The organism is Methanospirillum hungatei, from assembly GCF_019263745.1.
Taxonomy (GTDB): domain Archaea; phylum Halobacteriota; class Methanomicrobia; order Methanomicrobiales; family Methanospirillaceae; genus Methanospirillum; species Methanospirillum purgamenti.
Genome location: NZ_CP077107.1, coordinates 2,967,834 through 2,984,143, shown reverse-complemented (window position 1 = coordinate 2,984,143; position 16,310 = coordinate 2,967,834). Strand labels below are relative to the sequence as shown.

At 44.1% G+C, this 16,310-nt stretch carries 19 protein-coding genes; 8 read left to right on the top strand and 11 right to left on the bottom strand.

The annotated features are described in order from the left end of the window. The first annotated feature begins 18 nt into the window (after positions 1–18). The 3 genes from KSK55_RS14435 (at position 19) to KSK55_RS14425 (ending at position 2,260) form a co-directional block, all read left to right on the top strand. Complete coding sequence (locus tag KSK55_RS14435) at positions 19–474, top strand: NfeD family protein (RefSeq protein WP_214420872.1); 456 nt, start codon at positions 19–21, stop codon at positions 472–474. After that, positions 475–1,560 (top strand): SPFH domain-containing protein, encoded by a 1,086-nt coding sequence (locus KSK55_RS14430; protein WP_218607411.1) that lies wholly within the window; start codon positions 475–477, stop codon positions 1,558–1,560. A 64-nt stretch (positions 1,561–1,624) separates the two neighbouring features. Further along, on the top strand, positions 1,625–2,260 hold the full coding sequence (locus KSK55_RS14425) for a response regulator (RefSeq protein ID WP_214420870.1): 636 nt from the start codon (positions 1,625–1,627) through the stop codon (positions 2,258–2,260). A 4-nt stretch (positions 2,261–2,264) separates the two neighbouring features. Here the strand turns inward: KSK55_RS14425 and pap are convergent, their stop codons facing one another. After that, on the bottom strand, positions 2,265–3,761 hold the full coding sequence (gene pap, locus KSK55_RS14420) for a polyphosphate:AMP phosphotransferase (protein ID WP_218607410.1): 1,497 nt from the start codon (positions 3,759–3,761) through the stop codon (positions 2,265–2,267). A 113-nt stretch (positions 3,762–3,874) separates the two neighbouring features. Here pap and KSK55_RS14415 point away from each other — a divergent pair, with 113 nt between their 5' ends. From KSK55_RS14415 to KSK55_RS14400, 5 genes are all read left to right on the top strand, one after another. Beyond that, positions 3,875–4,597, top strand: a complete 723-nt coding sequence (locus KSK55_RS14415; RefSeq protein ID WP_218607409.1) for a YkgJ family cysteine cluster protein — start codon at positions 3,875–3,877, stop codon at positions 4,595–4,597. A 74-nt stretch (positions 4,598–4,671) separates the two neighbouring features. Further along, positions 4,672–5,331 (top strand): tryptophan transporter, encoded by a 660-nt coding sequence (locus KSK55_RS16565; protein WP_306127655.1) that lies wholly within the window; start codon positions 4,672–4,674, stop codon positions 5,329–5,331. Next, a complete protein-coding gene (locus KSK55_RS14410; protein WP_256664042.1) occupies positions 5,328–6,764 on the top strand; it encodes an ABC transporter ATP-binding protein in 1,437 nt (478 codons plus the stop codon). Before KSK55_RS16565 ends, KSK55_RS14410 begins: the two co-directional genes overlap by 4 nt. Continuing rightward, positions 6,761–7,549: an energy-coupling factor transporter transmembrane component T family protein gene (locus tag KSK55_RS14405; protein WP_218607408.1), complete on the top strand. Its 789-nt coding sequence runs from the start codon at positions 6,761–6,763 to the stop codon at positions 7,547–7,549. The genes KSK55_RS14410 and KSK55_RS14405 overlap by 4 nt, the downstream gene beginning before the upstream one ends. A 57-nt stretch (positions 7,550–7,606) precedes the next feature. Then, the gene (locus KSK55_RS14400; RefSeq protein ID WP_250545258.1) at positions 7,607–8,194 is read left to right on the top strand and encodes a response regulator; all 588 of its coding nucleotides are present in this window, start codon (positions 7,607–7,609) and stop codon (positions 8,192–8,194) included. A gap of 15 nt (positions 8,195–8,209) precedes the next feature. On the opposite strand, the gene KSK55_RS14395 is transcribed toward KSK55_RS14400, so the two are convergent. From KSK55_RS14395 to KSK55_RS14350, 10 genes are all read right to left on the bottom strand, one after another. Continuing rightward, positions 8,210–8,920 (bottom strand): tetratricopeptide repeat protein, encoded by a 711-nt coding sequence (locus KSK55_RS14395; protein ID WP_218607407.1) that lies wholly within the window; start codon positions 8,918–8,920, stop codon positions 8,210–8,212. 79 nt (positions 8,921–8,999) lie between these two features. Then, positions 9,000–9,758, bottom strand: a complete 759-nt coding sequence (locus tag KSK55_RS14390; RefSeq protein ID WP_214420865.1) for a tetratricopeptide repeat protein — start codon at positions 9,756–9,758, stop codon at positions 9,000–9,002. A 102-nt stretch (positions 9,759–9,860) separates the two neighbouring features. Next, the gene (gene ndk / locus KSK55_RS14385) at positions 9,861–10,310 is read right to left on the bottom strand and encodes a nucleoside-diphosphate kinase (protein WP_218607406.1); all 450 of its coding nucleotides are present in this window, start codon (positions 10,308–10,310) and stop codon (positions 9,861–9,863) included. Positions 10,311–10,312: 2 nt separating this feature from the next. Continuing rightward, entirely contained in the window at positions 10,313–10,504 is a 192-nt protein-coding gene (locus KSK55_RS14380; RefSeq protein ID WP_011448599.1) for a 50S ribosomal protein L24e, read from the bottom strand. A 5-nt stretch (positions 10,505–10,509) separates the two neighbouring features. Beyond that, complete coding sequence (locus KSK55_RS14375; RefSeq protein ID WP_011448598.1) at positions 10,510–10,713, bottom strand: 30S ribosomal protein S28e; 204 nt, start codon at positions 10,711–10,713, stop codon at positions 10,510–10,512. 5 nt (positions 10,714–10,718) lie between these two features. Beyond that, positions 10,719–11,087, bottom strand: a complete 369-nt coding sequence (rpl7ae, locus tag KSK55_RS14370) for a 50S ribosomal protein L7Ae (protein ID WP_214420863.1) — start codon at positions 11,085–11,087, stop codon at positions 10,719–10,721. A gap of 149 nt (positions 11,088–11,236) precedes the next feature. Continuing rightward, positions 11,237–13,330: a DUF2298 domain-containing protein gene (locus KSK55_RS14365; RefSeq protein WP_218607405.1), complete on the bottom strand. Its 2,094-nt coding sequence runs from the start codon at positions 13,328–13,330 to the stop codon at positions 11,237–11,239. 6 nt (positions 13,331–13,336) lie between these two features. Next, positions 13,337–14,293 (bottom strand): lysylphosphatidylglycerol synthase transmembrane domain-containing protein, encoded by a 957-nt coding sequence (locus KSK55_RS14360; protein WP_218607404.1) that lies wholly within the window; start codon positions 14,291–14,293, stop codon positions 13,337–13,339. Beyond that, on the bottom strand, positions 14,283–14,993 hold the full coding sequence (locus KSK55_RS14355) for a dolichyl-phosphate beta-glucosyltransferase (RefSeq protein ID WP_372238753.1): 711 nt from the start codon (positions 14,991–14,993) through the stop codon (positions 14,283–14,285). The genes KSK55_RS14360 and KSK55_RS14355 overlap by 11 nt, the downstream gene beginning before the upstream one ends. Then, positions 14,993–16,234, bottom strand: coding sequence for an NAD(P)/FAD-dependent oxidoreductase (locus KSK55_RS14350; RefSeq protein ID WP_218607402.1), 1,242 nt, complete (start codon positions 16,232–16,234; stop codon positions 14,993–14,995). Before KSK55_RS14350 ends, KSK55_RS14355 begins: the two co-directional genes overlap by 1 nt. Positions 16,235–16,310 lie beyond the last annotated feature (76 nt).

Sequence of the window (16,310 nt, the reverse complement as noted above, 5' to 3'; positions counted from 1 at the left end):
GCCTGACAAGATAACCTTATGGTTTTTGAAGATTTCTCATATGGCTGGATCATCATTTTATTCGGTGCATTGTTTTTTGTTCTTGAAGTCTTCTCTCCGGGGTTTTTCCTCCTCGTCCCTGGGACGGTACTCCTCATAATCGGCGTTCTCGTGGTACTCGGTATCGACATATTTGGCTCCACATATGGTATTGTCATAGGTATTGCCATAGCAATTCTGGCAGCCATTGTCACCGTATTCTTGTATAGCCGCTTGACACCAGGAGATGAAAAACCCCTTACTATCAGTATGGATTCGTTGATTGGAAAAACCGGCAGAGTATTAACTGCTGCTGATGAACAAACCCTGTCTGGAAAAGTCTCAATTGAAGGACAGATATTTAGTGCGAAATCATATGCAGGTACTATCCCGGAAGGGGCAAAAGTAAAAGTTATTGCCTCTCAGGGTGTGCATATTGTTGTAGAGGAGGAATAAATGGCAGTATTTGAAACTCTTGTAACTCTGTTTCTGGTAATTATTATCCTGATCATCTTTGCCCGTGGCGTTATCATTGTACAGCCATATGAACAAGGTCTGCAGATAAGGCTTGGTCGATATATTGGAAGGATGAATCCTGGTTTTCGATGGGTTATCCCCCTCATTACCCAGGTGGTCAAACTCGACCTGCGGACATTGGTGATGGATGTCCCCAGCCAGGAAGTAATCACAAAAGACAACTCACCAACTAATGTGGACGCTATCGTCTACATTCGAGTCATCGATCCGGAAAAAGCCTATTTCGAGGTGGCAAATTACCGGATGGCAACAGTCGCTCTTGCTCAGACTACCCTTCGAGGTATCATCGGTGACATGGAGCTTGATGAAGTTCTTTATAACCGTGAGAGTATTAACACCAAACTTCGTGACATTCTTGACCGGGAAACTGATCAGTGGGGTGTGAAGGTTGAACGTGTTGAGATCAAGGAAGTTGATCCGGTTGGAACTGTCAAGCAGGCAATGACCGAACAGACCGCTGCCGAACGTGAACGCAGAGCTGCAATTCTACGTGCTGATGGAGAAAAGCGATCTGCGATCTTGAAAGCAGAAGGTATGAAAAAGAGTATGATCCTGGAAGCCGAAGGAGAACGTCAGAGTAAAATCCTCAAGGCTGAAGGAGAGCGTCTGTCACAGATTCTACGGGCACAAGGAGAATCACAGGGTCTCCGTATTCTGGCACTCGGATCTCGATCCCTGGATAAACGGGCAATTACTGTTCTATCCTTTGATGCCCTGAAAACCATGGCTAACGGACAGGCAACGAAAATCATATTCCCGTTCGAGATCTCCAGTCTCATCAAACAAGGTGCGAAATACCTTGGTGCAACTGAATCCATGGATGATACAGAAGCATTTGAAACCAGCCTGGATGAGAGCCTGCTTGGGGACATTCCCACAGCAGAACGAATTCAGGAAGTAGTCAAATCCATAGAAGATGAAACACGTGCCATCATGAATGAGGAGATGGTTAGTGACCAGGAATCAGTTATATCTGATCTTGATGAGAAAAAGCTGATAACATAATGGCAGAAAATACTGTGTTAGCCGGGGGTTGGTTGAGGTTACCCCATGCACAGGAAGGGTGAGAATGGTTGGTTCAAGATTAAAAGTCCTGTATGTTGATGATGAGGCCCTGCTCAAGATGGCATTTGTCGAAACCTTGAAACAACAGGGTTTTGACGCCAGAGGAGCGTTGAGTGGACAGGAAGCGATTGACCTGATTCACAAAGACGTTCCGGATATCATCATTTTGGATGTTATGATGAAACCCATGGACGGGTGGGAAACTCTGCTCCATATCAAGGAACATGAACCGGCACGATCGGTCCCGATCATAATGCAGACAGGTAAAAGCCTCACAATTAAAGATGTCCTGCGATATGGGAACCTTATTGATGACTATCTGATAAAACCGGTTCGTCTTCCTGACTTAATACGTTCGATTGAGGGAGTAGGAAACAGAAATGCTGAGATCCACCAGAAAAAGGATGATGCATTAAAAAATGGAGCAGATCCGACTACTGCTCATGAATATGCAGAACTTATAAAAAGAATTCAGGTTGAGCAGCGTCTTATTGAAATTCTGGGGAGAATTTATCCCATCCAACGTGATGGTACAATTGAAACAGACCTTGAAATTCCTGAATTGCATGAATTCGTACATCAGTACGAAAACCATAAAAATAGATTTGAAGAACTGAAAACGCAGATTTTTGCGTTCTAAAAATTTATTTGATCTCTTTTATTTTTTTCTGCAGAGCAGATTCGACAGTTTCAAGGACCGCTATACGTCCATAATATTTGCTATTTGCCGGAATTACCGTCCATGGTGCACGACTGGTTGTTGTCCGTCTTATCATAGCGCTTACTGCTGATTCGTACTGATCCCATTTCTCACGATTTCTCCAATCCTCATCAGTGATTTTCCAGTTTTTTTCAAGATTACTCTGACGATCATTAAAGCGTCTGAGTTGCTCATCTTTGTCAATGTGAAGCCAGAATTTTATGAGCACAGTCCCATCACGGATAAGTTCATCTTCCATAACATTGATTTCATGGTATGCACGCTGCCATTCAGCTTCAGAACAGAATCCTTCAACCCGTTCTACTAAAACACGGCCATACCAGCTCCGGTCAAAGATAGTAATATGGCCTTTTCTTGGAAACCGGGTATAAAACCTCCAAAGATAGTGATGCATTTTTTCCCAGTCATTTGGAACACCAATCGGTTCAACAACGTAGCCTCTGGGATTAAATGATTCAGCAAGCCGGATGATGCACCCTCCTTTTCCAGCTGCATCCCATCCTTCAAAAACTATTACGACAGGGATGTTTTGTTTATAAACCTCCACCTGAAGATCTCTGAGTGATTCCTGAATTCCTTGTAAAATTGGTTTATATTCAGCTCTGGTGTAACTTTTTGTAAGATCGGCTTTTTGAAGAAGTGATGATTCTTCAGATTCTTCAACACTTTTCAGTAAAAAGGTCTGGTTTTGTTCTTTCTGCCCACCTTCACCTTTTTCAAGCCAACATTCGACAGCGGAATTAAAAGTCTGAAGAATTCTGACATATCCGTATTTCATCGATTCAGCTTCAATTATCGTCCAGGGTGACGAAGGCATGTCAGTCTTCATGAGCATGTGGTCAATCATCTCAAAATCACGGCTGACCATGTATATGCCTTCTTTTCTGCGCAAGTACCGGGCCTGCATGGTAAAAGGACTATCTTTTATATCATTTAACCGCTTTTTCTGTTCTTCCTTGCTTATATGTAGAAAGAACTTCAGAATGAGGTTTCCATCACTGATAAGCTGGGCTTCAAAATTATTGATATCTTCTATACAGGAAGCCGGGATCTCCCTCATAGAGTCACTATTATACCGCTCAACGATTGTTGCTGTGTACCAACTCCGATCAAAGATAGCAGTTTGCCCATATGAGGGAAGTCTCGCCCAGAACCGCCAGAACATCCCGTGGTCACGCTCAATGTCATTCGGTTCAGCAATAGGATGAACCCGGGTCCCTCGTGGATCAAGCACAGGCTGAAGGAGATTTATGATTCTGGTAATGCCTGAGCCTCTCCATCCCTCCATTACAATGATGACAGATTTCCCACGTTTTCGGACTTCTCGTTGCAACTCGGCAGTTCGCGCTTCAAGAGGCTCCACGATTGAAGAATATTGTCCTTTTGGTACTCTTCCGGTCAGATCAAAGGCTTCAAGCATGTTATCTCTCATTAGTGTATTACAGGGTTTAAAGATTTTCAACAGTGCAGGCGTTGTCGTCATGATTGATCTCTTCGTCAATACTATGCCTCTTAACGGCAGAGTATAACGAAATGTCAAACTCTTATATCAGACATGAGATTACGAGGCTGACAACAGAACTTGCCCTGTTGACTAAATGGAGTCCTCAGGATCTCGCTGATATTATCCAGGATGTAGGGTTCTCCTGTACACTATGCGGGCGGTGTTGTACAACAGAATTTAATGGACATGTCTTTTTACTAGATGATGATGCAGCAAGAATTAAAAAAATAAAACCAGAGGTACTAGTTCCTGCACCAGAATTTGAACTTGTTGATGGGGAGGGTAATTTTTACGTCTCTGGATATGCTCTCCGTGTAAGAGAAGATGGAACATGCGTATTTCTTGAAAACAACAGGTGCGCTATATACGAAAACCGGTTTGCAATATGCCGAATTTATCCATACATGCTGCATCGTGAACCAGATAGGAAAAAAAATCCTGTTTTTAGACAAATTAGTGGACTAAATGAACACGGTGATTATCACTACCCTATATCTGAAGATGAAGCATATGCTCTGGCAGAGGAGACAATACAATATGAAAACGCATGGCTTATGCAGATGATAGATTTCTATACTACTGCAGAGGAACGCTTTCTCAAGAATAATACCAGCCATATTAGAAAAAACTATGACCGCCGGATTCAGGAATTCAAAAAAGGCGCATCGGTTCAGGTGTATGTATGGTTCAAGGGGGATTTTGTTCCAGTTATCGTGCGCCGAGAGGAATACCAGGGATTTGGATGGCCATAAGACATGATCAGGTACTACAGGTCTGACAATCTTCATATAGGCCAATGTATAATTTCATACATAGATGTTACAACATGTCCATCACCTTCTCAGAGGTGCATGTCCAGGATCGCCCATATACTGGCGATGACTCAATATTCCATTCAGTATTGTATTGCTCATTTGAATACCAATCATTAAAGAAAAACATGAAATCACAGGATATCGCCATTGTCGGCATTTTACTTGCAGTGGGTGCAATTGCACGATTCGCTGCACTCTATGCACCGCTCCCACCGTTCTTAGTACCAAATTTTGTTATTGTATTTTATTGTCTGGCCATCATGCTGGTTGTTCCTAAATTTTCCCAGGCACTCGGGATAGGATTTATTGGCGGAATAATCAGTGCCCTCATCAGTCATTCAATATTTCCTCCAGGAAATCTTATCAGTGAACCTATCGGGGCTGTTGCATGTCTCCTGGTCTTCCAGGCATTGAAAACAAGGTTCTCAGCAGCTCCATTCGCCGCTACCCTCGTAGCAACCCTTGCAAGTGGAATATCATTCATCTGCATTGTTATGCTGCTCGTAATGGTAGCTCCTGGCCTGCTGTTTAAGGCATTCAACTATGAGAGCATGTATGCATTCTTCAGTGCCATGATGATCATGATTGTTCTCCCGACGGCAATTATCAACACAATAATCGCTCAACTCCTGTATGTTCCTGCATCACGAGCATTATCACGTCGATCATGATTCTTGCAACATCCTTAAACTACACATACCCGGTTGGTATCCGACCTGCCCTCCGGGACATCACTCTTTCTATTCATTCCGGAGAACTAGTCCTTGTTACCGGTCCAACGGCTGCTGGTAAAACGACCTTGTGTTATGCTCTGTCAGGAATACTGCAGCATGAATTTGGTGGAAACGTTACCGGCTATCTTGCACTGAAAGGCAAACCAGTCACAGAATATACCGGAGTGGGTGAACTTAACCGGTATATCAGCATGGTCTTTGATGATGCAGATTCCCAACTCATTTTTACAAGCGTAGAGGAAGAGTTGGCGTCAGGTCTTGAGACAAGGATCGATTCAAAGACGGAAATTGAAGAACGTGTCAGAAAAGTGATGGATTTGTGTGGGATCTCCCATCTTCGTGAGAGACCGCCTTATGCCTTATCTGGTGGCCAGAAACAACGTGTAGCGATTGCTGCGGCCCTTGCAATGGATACTGAAGTTATCATCCTTGATGAACCAACTTCAGAATTAGATGTTGATGCAACAACACGGATTATTGAGATCCTAAAAGGGCTGAAAGAGCTTGGTAAGACTATCATTATCGTTGATCACTCTCTTGAAGGATATCGGAATGTCGCTGACCGGGTGATTGTCATGGAAGAAGGACACATCAGTCGGGAGGGAACATTTGATGAGATTTATCCTGAACAGCAGGGTTCGATGAAAGCCCTCTATACTGATTCTGACCTTGTGCCATACACTCCGGCAGATCGTCCAGTGATCGTGAAAATAGACACGTTGAGGAAACGGTACGGTGAAATAGAAGCGCTCAGTGGAGTATCAGTTACTCTCTATGAAGGAGAGTTTATTGCAATTCTGGGTGAAAATGGATCAGGAAAGACGACACTCGTAAAACACTTGAATGGTCTGCTTAGGCCTGATGGTGGAACAATTTTTGTACGGAGCCATAATGCGGTAACCGCACCAGTAATTGAGTTGGTTAAAGAAGCGGGGCTTGTGTTTCAGAATCCTGATACCATGCTCTTTGCCGATAGTGTGAAGGATGAGATTATGTTCGGTCTAGAGAACATTGGATCAGCTAATCCAGACCAGGTAATCAGTGATGTCCTGAACATGGTAGGTCTCTCCGGTTCTGAATCAACCTATCCCCGTCATCTCTCACGTGGCGAGCGACAACGCCTGGCTGTTGCATGCATCCTTGCCATGAAACCGGGAATCATAATTCTGGATGAACCAACTACCGGCCTTGATGAGATAGAATCAGACCGGATGATGGATCTTATGCTCACTCTTCAAAAGAGAGGACACACAATCATCATGGTTACTCATAACATGAGGATAGCAGAAGAGTATGCGAGCCGGATCATTGCGATGGAGAGCGGTCACATCATTGGTGATTATCATAACCTGAAGGGGCGGGCAGCATGAGTGAAATTCTTCAGTATATTCCTGGGAACAGTCCGCTTCATCATCTCAATCCGGTGACGAAACTTCTGCTGGTAATCCTGATTGTTGGTCTCTGTGTTATGTCTTCACAGATTCCCTTTCTCTGTTTCCTCATCGTTGTTTTGGTGTTTGGGGCATTATTCTCCGGATTAATCAAGGAAGTAATCTCCCAGGTTCCGTTTCTGATCCTGTTGTCATTTTTCCTCGTCCTTCTGACAAGTCTGACAGTTCAAGAAGGCGATATGCTTTTTACCATCCTTCCTTCAACAGAACCATCGGTGGCAGGATTTGGGATAACCCTTGGCGGACTGCTTTTTGGTGTCATTTTATCGCTCCGGTTTATCGTGATGATAACTGCATTCCAGCTTTTTGTCATAGCCACAAAACCTAGTGACCTGGTTACCGGACTGCTTGCATTCCGCCTGCCAGTTGATTACGTACTAATGCTGCTTATTGCTCTCCGGTTCATCCCGAGCCTTCAGCTTGAGGCCAAACGAATTCATGAAGCCCAATTATGTAGAGGATATAATCCAGGGACAGGAGTATCAGGAAAGATCAGGAGTATGAAACCTATCATGATCCCATTGGTGGCAAATTCTCTTGCAAAAACACAGGTTCTGGGTTTGACTCTTGATATGCGAGGATATAGGGCAAGAAAAAAACTTCCGCTTCATAAACTTATCTTTGGAGCAGGCGATGTTATTTGTGCAGTGCTGGTTATTGTTATCCTTGCAACATTTGCATTGCTCCATTTCATCTATACATAAATCTCACCCTGACCTTCGGGTTCTTTTTTTTTAGAACAATCGCCATGATTAAAGACCATGAGCGGCAATAAGTGTCTGTCTATGATATCTGTCCTGCTTGTTGATGATGAACCGGTAATACTGGATATCGCCCGTGCTTTTCTCGAGCGTCATGGAGAGTTTTCAGTAACCACAGTGTTATCAGCCCAGGAAGGGCTTACCATGCTTCAGGAGCAAAGTTTTGATGCGGTTGTGTCAGATTATGAAATGCCGGTCATGAATGGACTTGCCTTTTTACGGGCGATCCGTGAAAATGGGAATCATATTCCTTTTATCATCTTCACCGGACGAGGTCGTGAAGATGTGGTAATTGAAGCTCTTAACGCTGGGGCAGATTATTACATACAGAAAGGGGGTGATCCGCGTGCACAGTTTACTGAGCTTGCCTATAAAATTCGCGAATCAGTCAGGAAAAAGAAGGATATTCCACCTCCGGCAGAACATGACCATGTCAGGACAAAAGTCATCACTCATCTTCATGCGATCAAAGATCTCGTTAGTCAACTTCAGGCAACAGAGCTAACCCCAGGACAGGAACCGCTTCTCCAGGAATCAGGTGCACATATAAAGGATCTTCTGAACCTGTTTGGTGAATCCAGACTATAAAAAACAGTTTTTTTATTAATTTCTTTCAATAAGGCTTTTCGCATAGGTAAAAGCTTCATTTGCTTCATTTATCTGACCAAGTGCTAGGTGAATCTCACCTTTTTTATTCCATATCTCCGGGTTTTCAGGATCAATTCCCGTCATGACCTCATAGCATTTGAGGACTTCCATGAATCTGCCTAGTTTTGTCAGAGTGTATGCCTTATGTTGCCATAGATCAATGCGTTTAGGATCAATCTCAATAGCCTTATCAAACTTAAGTAGTGCATCCTCGTAATTCTCAAGACGATTATAGGCAAAACCGAGGAGCAGGTATGAATTCTCTTTTTTGTCATCTGGCCCGGCAAGTTCCAATGAACGTTCTGCAGCTTTGATAGCCAGTTTATACTGGCCATCTTCAATGTATGAAGAGGCTTTCCCCTGCCAGGCACCACTTTCATCCGGATTCAGCCTTATAGCTTCATCAAAGTCATTCATGGCTTCCTGCTGCCTTTCCAGATGCTGAAGAGCAATACCTCTCCAGGTCCATACTTTCGGATTTACCGGATCAAGCCGAATGGAATTGCTGTATGCATCAACTGCTTCAATATAGAGTCCGTCTTTTGCGAACCGGTTCCCTTGTTCAATCCAGTCCTGCGCACTCCATCCTTCTGATCCCAGACATCCACATAGGAGAATCAGCATCAATACTGACAGGGATATTAAAACAGTTGAACCGAACTTCATGACGATATCATTCCAGGTGCCAGAATACACAATTCTTTTTATTCATTATCAGAGAAATAAGAAATGTCTTCCTCTCTGGTCAGGGAACAACAGAGATGGGAGTCTTTGGGATCTTACGTGCAATATCTTCTCCCTGTTTTTTATAAAGCAGGTTTGCCTGATTTATTGCGACTTCCGCTTCATCATTTCGACCGAGAACCCGGAGAACAGACGCTTTGTTTATCCAGTTCTCTGCGTTGGCTGAGTTTAATGTAAGTGCCTTTTCAAAGGAAGCGAGTGCATTTGTATAATTCTTTTCCATGACAAAAGCGTACCCCCGGGAACTCCAGGCTTTTTCCATTGACGGATCCATGAGGAGAATTTTATCAAAGTGAGCAACTGCAAGATCGTACTGGCCTCGTCCACTTAAAGCAAGACCACGATAATACCAGTATTCTGTATTTGCTTCATCAAGTTCAATGGCCTTGTAAAAAGATCTGACTGCCTCATCATAATCGCCCATCATGTAACTGGCACGACCTTTCCAATACCATGCTGCAGGATAATCCGCTTTGACCCTAATTGCAGCAGTAAAAGCATCGATGGCATCTTTATATCTGACAAGTTCAAAAAGAGCCAGACCCTTCAGATAGTAGAGTTCACTGTCGGTTCCGGAGATCCTGATCGCCTGATCATACAGAGATACAGATTCAGCATATCGCCCATCTTCAAAGGCAGAACGTGCCTGATCCCTGATGCGGTCGGATTCGGTACACCCGGCTGCAATTAATCCGGCTATCAGAAGAAATACAAGCAGACAGACTCTCATCTTCATGATCATCGGTTTATGTGCAGTCATCCCAGGTCACCAGTCGGGTACTACTATTCTTCTCTTTTGTATTGAAATATCCGGGATAAATCTCAGGTACCGGAAAAAATGGTAAAAGCCAATCAAAAAAATTTATTCGTAGAGGTACTGTTCATCAATCCGGGTATATGAAACAAGTTCTTCCGGTTTGAAATGAATAGCAATCTCGCGATTTGCAGTTTCTACAGAGTCAGAGCCATGGATGACGTTCATCCCTATCTCAAGGGCAAAGTCTCCACGAATCGTGCCAGGTGCTGCACCGGCAGGGTTTGTTGCTCCGATCATGTCCCTGCTTATCTTCACGATATCTTTTCCTTCCCATACCATCAGGAAACAGGGTCCTGAAGTGATGTATGCCTTCAGACCTGGGAAGAAAGGTTTCTGCACGTGTTCTGCATAGTGTTCCATAACCCGTGCATCTGGAAGCCGTTCAAATCGTGAGGCAACCATCTTGAATCCACGGCGTTCAAACCGGGTGATAACTTCACCGATAAGTCCGCGCTGAACTCCGTCAGGCTTTACCATCAGAAATGTCCGTTCCATTGTTATACCTTGCCAAGAGCTTTCCGGCCAGCGGTGGTCCATCTGACACGGCGTGGGATACGTCCGAGCTTATGGTTCTTCTGGCACTTGGTGCTGCAGTAATAGAAAATCTGTCCGTCTTTCTTGACATACATCTTCCCGGTTCCAGGCTCCATCTGCAGACCGCAGAAAGAACAGATATGCGTATCAATCATAGTTCTTACCTCCGGGAAAGTTTCTTTGCTTCACGTTCGGTCTCAAGGAGCATCAGAACATCACCTTCACGGATCGGTCCTACCGTGTTGCGGGTGATAATCCGCCCCTTGTTCGGGCCATCAAGGATACGGGCTTTAACCTGCATGGCTTCTCCATGCATACCGGTTGACCCGATAACCTCGATTACTTCAGCGGGCGTTCCGTCCATGGTATTCACTCAGCTTTGAGAGCTGCTATCTGTGCAGCAATTTCATCGATGGTCTCTTTTGCTTTTCCGGACTTTACGATAGCTGCAGCAGCAGAGCCGACTTCCAGTCCGCAAGCAGCGCCGATATCATTCTGCTTGCTGATATAGAGGTACGGAATCTTCTTTTCATCGCAGAGTGGTCCAAGATGCATGACGATCTCTGCAGGTTCAACATCTCCGCCAATAAGGACCAACTGTGCGATGCCGCGCTCGATGGCCTTGGTGGCTTCGTTGGAGCCCTTTTTGATTTTTCCGCTTTCACGTGCGGCTTCGACGGCTTCAAGAGCCTTATTCTGGATCTCTTCAGAGACTTCAAAGGTAACGTAGTTTGCCATGAATTCACCTCATTCAGGAGGGGCATGACCCTCCGTCATCACTCATCAGCAGATGACGAATGTGCCATATAAGTTACGGTTGTGGGCGTTTAAAGGTTCGTAAACCAGGCCCTGTTTTTTGGGTGAAATGCCCCAAAAGTAGACAGATTTCAGGAAAGTGTGTGATGATAGATGGTAACATCGCGGTTCCTGTACAGTTCCTGCAGACCCTCCAGAGGAAGTAAGACTGCATACTTCTCATGTTCCACCGGACCGACATAGAGCAGATCAGCTTTATATTGGTTCATGAGCCTGATGGTCTGATCAGGATCTTCATAGATGGTCTGTATATCTTTACTCCGCTGACCATACCATCCTTTCGGATTGTCACCTCTCCACATATATTCATGAAATTGCCATCCGATTATTGTGGGAACTCCTGTAAAAGAAGACACCCGGGAGGTATATTGGTAATCATCTCCGGTTGCTTCCACAAGAATATGGGATCCAGGAAGTGTTCGCAGGAAGGTAATTGCCTCAGCATCTCCCTGGTGAGTTCCTTTCAACCATGCCATCCCGTCCAGAGTAGGAGTATGAGAACCATGGATAGTGGAGACAATAACAGGAGGTATGATCAAGCAGAGGATGAGCATGATAACTACAGTATATTGAAGAATCCGGCTTTTTAATCCGGGGTGAACAGAAAAATAAATATCACACTCTCGTCCCACCATGAGAGCTGCTGCAGTTCCACAAAGAATCCATGCTCCAATATAGAGTTTAAATACCGTGTTCATCCGGTAATATACCTCTCCCATATTGTCTACCAAGTAGATTAGTTCACAAAAGAGGAGAATGGCCAAACCACCAGCTGCAAGAAGATCAGCAGGACCAGATCTGCGATGAAGAACTAATACCAGGAACAGACCTGCCAGACCAGCAGAGATGTACCCGGTCAAAAAAAAGGGGATTATTGCCACAATAATCCAGGGAACTTTCATCATTTGAGTCCTGAGTGAAAAAATAAACCCGATGAAAAACCAGCCATTGACCAGTAAAAATTGTTGAAGAGTTGAGGGTGCATGCACAAAACCAAACCCTTCAATACCGGGGGATTGCATCCCAAACAGGAGTGGACTGATGAGAATCAGACTTGCTGCCGGAACCAATAACAGATAAAAGAAGGCAACAGGGCAAGGATCTAGTGCTTGAGAAAAATCTCTTTCTTTAATAACAGTCAGCAATCTCAAAATAATGGCTTTTGGATGTGTTAAATGATAGAAGATGTGATATTCTTTTGAAATCAACCACAGTCCGGTTCCAAGAATCATCGGCGCCCAGATAAAAACATCCCAACTGTTCACTGCAGGCACGATTGACAGACCAAGTGCTGTGAATAACAGGATGGTTAATCTGCTTTTGTTACTGTTGGTCCAATAGGTAAGTGCAGCAGTCACCATCAGGACTAAAAATGTCTGTGGTAATATTCCCAAAACATGAGCGTGTACATCGCCGAATAAAAATGAAAAGAGAGGATATTCATTTATTGTGTTCTCAATGACTCTGCTGCTATCCCAAAGAAGAGTAAACGAGCGTGTTCCAGACAAAGCCAGGTAAATAAAATAGGGATTTACTATAAAAAAGGCAAGAACGGGGAGAAGCCGTGTTCTTTTTAATACAAGGTGTCCAACCCCGTAAATATTTATCGCCGAAAGGGCAGCAACAGTCGGAAGCGCCAGATTGAAAAGAATATATGAAGGAATCCCTGCCATCAGGGCGGGTGTAGCTATCATCCAGTGACCCAGATAATAATACACATTCAAAAAACCACCTGCAAACCAGGGATCGAGTGGAGGGACCAGAGGAGACCGGAGGATTGAAGCAAGAAATCCATGATCCATGAACTTTTCGGCCCCATTAATATCCGGATTATACGCCCGGACAATGAGCATTGCTCCAAAAACGAGAGAAAAGAGGAGGTAATATCTCCATTCCAAAGGAATTTGGCGATAAAATCCAGTTTTCTTATAATAACAGGTACAGATGCAGATGATAAGAACCGGAATGATTCCTATACCAGCAGGAAGGCCACTCAGTACCGCATACCAGGTAGCAAGAGTTGTGAGGATAAATCCTCCAGTCCATGAAACTGGAACCGCTATTTCAGGAAGATAATCCTTAATCCAGGGATAAAGCGCAAGATGAAAAAAAATTAGCAGAAGTACCCAGGATATTACAGCAACGATCTGACTGGATTCTATCATTTGATATCACTCATCTCGTAATCGCTTTTTGATACTGGCACTGAGTTCAGGTATCACCCAGTCTCCTAAATACAGGATTGAGAGAGCTCCTCCTATCAGAGTTATTCCGTTTTTTATCAGGTGATCAATGACTGCAATAAGGGTTGAAACCGCAGGAGCGGTTCCTGCAAGCTCAAAGATTACAGCAAGAGCAAATTCATAGGTTCCAACCCCTCCAGGAGTGAGTGGGACAGCTTTGACAAGATTTCCGGCCACCACTGCAAGCAAGACAACTTCAAAGGGGATCTCCTGCCTGAACATGACCGCAACCAGATAACAGATGAGAGTGTCAAGGATCCAGATAAGAATTGATGTTGCACCAAGTATGAGTGCAGAACGGGGAGTGAGAGAGGCTTTTCTCATCTCATCGAGCATGGTCAGAATATATTGTACGTATTTATTCTTTGTACGGACTGTCCCCGTTATGAGAAGAACAAGGAAGAAAATCCCTCCAAGAACCAAGGGGATGATGAGCAGCATTCGAATCCATGGTGGAACATTCAACACAAACACCACGGCACATAGCCCCAGAATCGCAACTGATATGATATCAAATACCCTCTCTACCACGATAGAAGAAAGCCCCTGCGATATGGTCGCATCGTAATCATGTTTGAGAAGGACAACCCGTATTAAATCTCCGAGACGGGCAGGTACGATGAGATTTACTGTCTGTGATATGAAAATGCAGGCAACACCAAAGATGAACGATATTCTGACCTGCATCCGTGTTAGTATCGCCTGATATCGACTTCCCCGCACACCCCAGGCAAAAAGACATATGAAACATGCCGGAATGAGAAAGAGGGGCTGAACATAGGCAAGTGCATTAGCCAGGTCATCCCAAACACGGACTACCATGACGATCAGAATTGCTGCCGCCAGAAGAACTGATAGACAGATGGCGATGAATTTACGATACATAAAGTTGCCACCAGAGCCGGAGAATTGCCCGCCCCATCTTCCAAATATCACCAGATCTGACCGTTGTCCCCTGACCTTCTGTCCACACAACAGGAATCTCGGCAATTTTTAGTCCCTTCTTTTGTGCACGGACAAGAATTTCTGTATCCCAGAACCAATGAGTATCTGTTGTTTCTTTCAGGAGCATGCGGATAGAAGAGATACTAAAAGCTTTAAATCCGCATTGATGATCAGAGAGAGTGCTTCGAAGAAAGAGCCGAACCAGAAAGTTGTATCCTCTGCTTTTTATTTCACGGCCGGTGCTCCTTATAATCCTGGATTCAGGCAACAACCGAGACCCTGTTGCGATATCAAATCCTTCTCTAATATGTTTAAGAAGTTCTTCAAGGTGTGAAATATCTGTTGCCATATCAACGTCGAAGTAACAAAAAATCTCACCTCGTGCTTTGGATGCGGCCAGAGTAAGCGCTGATCCTCTTCCAAGCCGTTCATTCCGGTGGAGGTGAATTATATTCGGATTATTTCGTGCATAATCAGCCGCACATTCTGCTGATCCATCAGTGCTGGCATCTTCTGCTATAATGAGTTCATACTGCGAAGTGAGAGATGAAAGAATAGGGATTACTTTTGGCACCGCATCTTTGAGTGCCTGAACATCATTATATACCGGTATTACAACAGTTACCGAATCAAAATTAATCAAAGAGGACGTCCCTCCAGCTGCGAAAAGGAAATTATCTCCTTCGCTGCCCGTTCTCCTGCCCGGACAGAGCCTTCAATACTTCGTTCAGGATAATTCTCTGCTGAAAACATACCAGCAAGGCTCATACCAGGAACTGTTAGTTCTTCCATTCGTGGCTTATACCCAGCCAGATAGAGCGGTCCTGCGAATGGATCAAGTGAGAGTTCGGTCCATAATATGTCACTTTTTTGTACACCAAATTTTTTACAGAAATCCCGGATCATTTGCTCTTTTAAATCCGGAACAGGATTTCCGGTAAAATACGAAGCAAGATAGATGATATGCTCCCCATACCATGAAAATGGCGCAAAACAAGTATGACCAATTACGGCACCATAGGGTGCGTTATCATACAGATTTATCCAATAAATCCCATTGGTAACTGCTCGCTTCAGGCCCATGGTCAGACAGGCAGCCCCCTGGTAAGGAACATCAGAGATGGGAACTCCAATTTCACGAAGAAGTCCTGGTGCGATGGTAGCAATTATGCCTTCGTATGGCTCATCATTTACAAACCATGTTTTCTCTTGCCGTATGAGAGAAGTAACCGGTGAAGATATTCTTATCTCACCACCCCGCTCGGTGATCTGTCCAGATATTGTATTAATGAACCTTGAAAATCCTTTATTCAGGTATCCCAATCGTTCTCCCGCAAGACTTCTGTCTGATCGGATTGCAACCCTGCTCACTAACCAGGCTGCAGATACCTTCTCTGCATTCATTCCAAACTTAGATTTCAGGAGTGGTCTGAAAAAGGATTGGTAAATTTTGTCCCCAACCTGTTCATGTAGAAATTTTTCTGCGCTGATGGCATCTAATTCAGAGAGATCAAATGTTCTGACTTTTTTCGTAAACAACCCAAGTTTAATTTTATCAGGAATGGTCAGGTACGGATACCTGAGGATTTCAATGGGAGTTGTAAGAGGATATATGACCCCGTTAAGGTATGTTCCCGTTGATCCTTTCAGCCATAAAATATCCTCTGTTAGACGCAATTCATCCAAAAGGTGTAAAAAACTCTCGTCACCGGTGAAAAAATGATGATAATATCGTTCTATAGAATAGGTTCCTCGATGATAGGAAGAGAGCAAGCCACCTAATTCGGCTGACTTTTCGTAAATAGTAATTTCATGGTCCGGGGAAAGCCTATATGCCGATACAAGCCCGCTGAGGCCCCCTCCAATTATTGCAATCCGCATATTCTGTTATAATCCCTTAGATATTCCCATCCTGCTCATTGAAGAAGCTTTTTGAATGTATAAAGGAAAGATGTAC

What these genes read in the sequence shown, in the direction of transcription:
- KSK55_RS14415 (WP_218607409.1), top strand. Translation starts at nt 3,875, where the DNA reads ATGTCAAACTCTTATATCAGACATGAGATTACGAGGCTGACAACAGAA.
- KSK55_RS14380 (WP_011448599.1), bottom strand. Translation starts at nt 10,504, where the DNA reads ATGATTGATACGCATATCTGTTCTTTCTGCGGTCTGCAGATGGAGCCT.
- KSK55_RS14350 (WP_218607402.1), bottom strand. Translation starts at nt 16,234, where the DNA reads ATGCGGATTGCAATAATTGGAGGGGGCCTCAGCGGGCTTGTATCGGCA.
- KSK55_RS14435 (WP_214420872.1), top strand. Translation starts at nt 19, where the DNA reads ATGGTTTTTGAAGATTTCTCATATGGCTGGATCATCATTTTATTCGGT.
- ndk (WP_218607406.1), bottom strand. Translation starts at nt 10,310, where the DNA reads ATGGAACGGACATTTCTGATGGTAAAGCCTGACGGAGTTCAGCGCGGA.
- KSK55_RS14395 (WP_218607407.1), bottom strand. Translation starts at nt 8,920, where the DNA reads ATGAAGTTCGGTTCAACTGTTTTAATATCCCTGTCAGTATTGATGCTG.
- KSK55_RS14405 (WP_218607408.1), top strand. Translation starts at nt 6,761, where the DNA reads ATGAGTGAAATTCTTCAGTATATTCCTGGGAACAGTCCGCTTCATCAT.
- KSK55_RS14375 (WP_011448598.1), bottom strand. Translation starts at nt 10,713, where the DNA reads ATGGACGGAACGCCCGCTGAAGTAATCGAGGTTATCGGGTCAACCGGT.
- KSK55_RS14430 (WP_218607411.1), top strand. Translation starts at nt 475, where the DNA reads ATGGCAGTATTTGAAACTCTTGTAACTCTGTTTCTGGTAATTATTATC.
- rpl7ae (WP_214420863.1), bottom strand. Translation starts at nt 11,087, where the DNA reads ATGGCAAACTACGTTACCTTTGAAGTCTCTGAAGAGATCCAGAATAAG.
- pap (WP_218607410.1), bottom strand. Translation starts at nt 3,761, where the DNA reads ATGCTTGAAGCCTTTGATCTGACCGGAAGAGTACCAAAAGGACAATAT.
- KSK55_RS14365 (WP_218607405.1), bottom strand. Translation starts at nt 13,330, where the DNA reads ATGATAGAATCCAGTCAGATCGTTGCTGTAATATCCTGGGTACTTCTG.
- KSK55_RS14360 (WP_218607404.1), bottom strand. Translation starts at nt 14,293, where the DNA reads ATGTATCGTAAATTCATCGCCATCTGTCTATCAGTTCTTCTGGCGGCA.
- KSK55_RS14400 (WP_250545258.1), top strand. Translation starts at nt 7,607, where the DNA reads ATGAGCGGCAATAAGTGTCTGTCTATGATATCTGTCCTGCTTGTTGAT.
- KSK55_RS14410 (WP_256664042.1), top strand. Translation starts at nt 5,328, where the DNA reads ATGATTCTTGCAACATCCTTAAACTACACATACCCGGTTGGTATCCGA.
- KSK55_RS14390 (WP_214420865.1), bottom strand. Translation starts at nt 9,758, where the DNA reads ATGACTGCACATAAACCGATGATCATGAAGATGAGAGTCTGTCTGCTT.
- KSK55_RS16565 (WP_306127655.1), top strand. Translation starts at nt 4,672, where the DNA reads ATGTCCATCACCTTCTCAGAGGTGCATGTCCAGGATCGCCCATATACT.
- KSK55_RS14425 (WP_214420870.1), top strand. Translation starts at nt 1,625, where the DNA reads ATGGTTGGTTCAAGATTAAAAGTCCTGTATGTTGATGATGAGGCCCTG.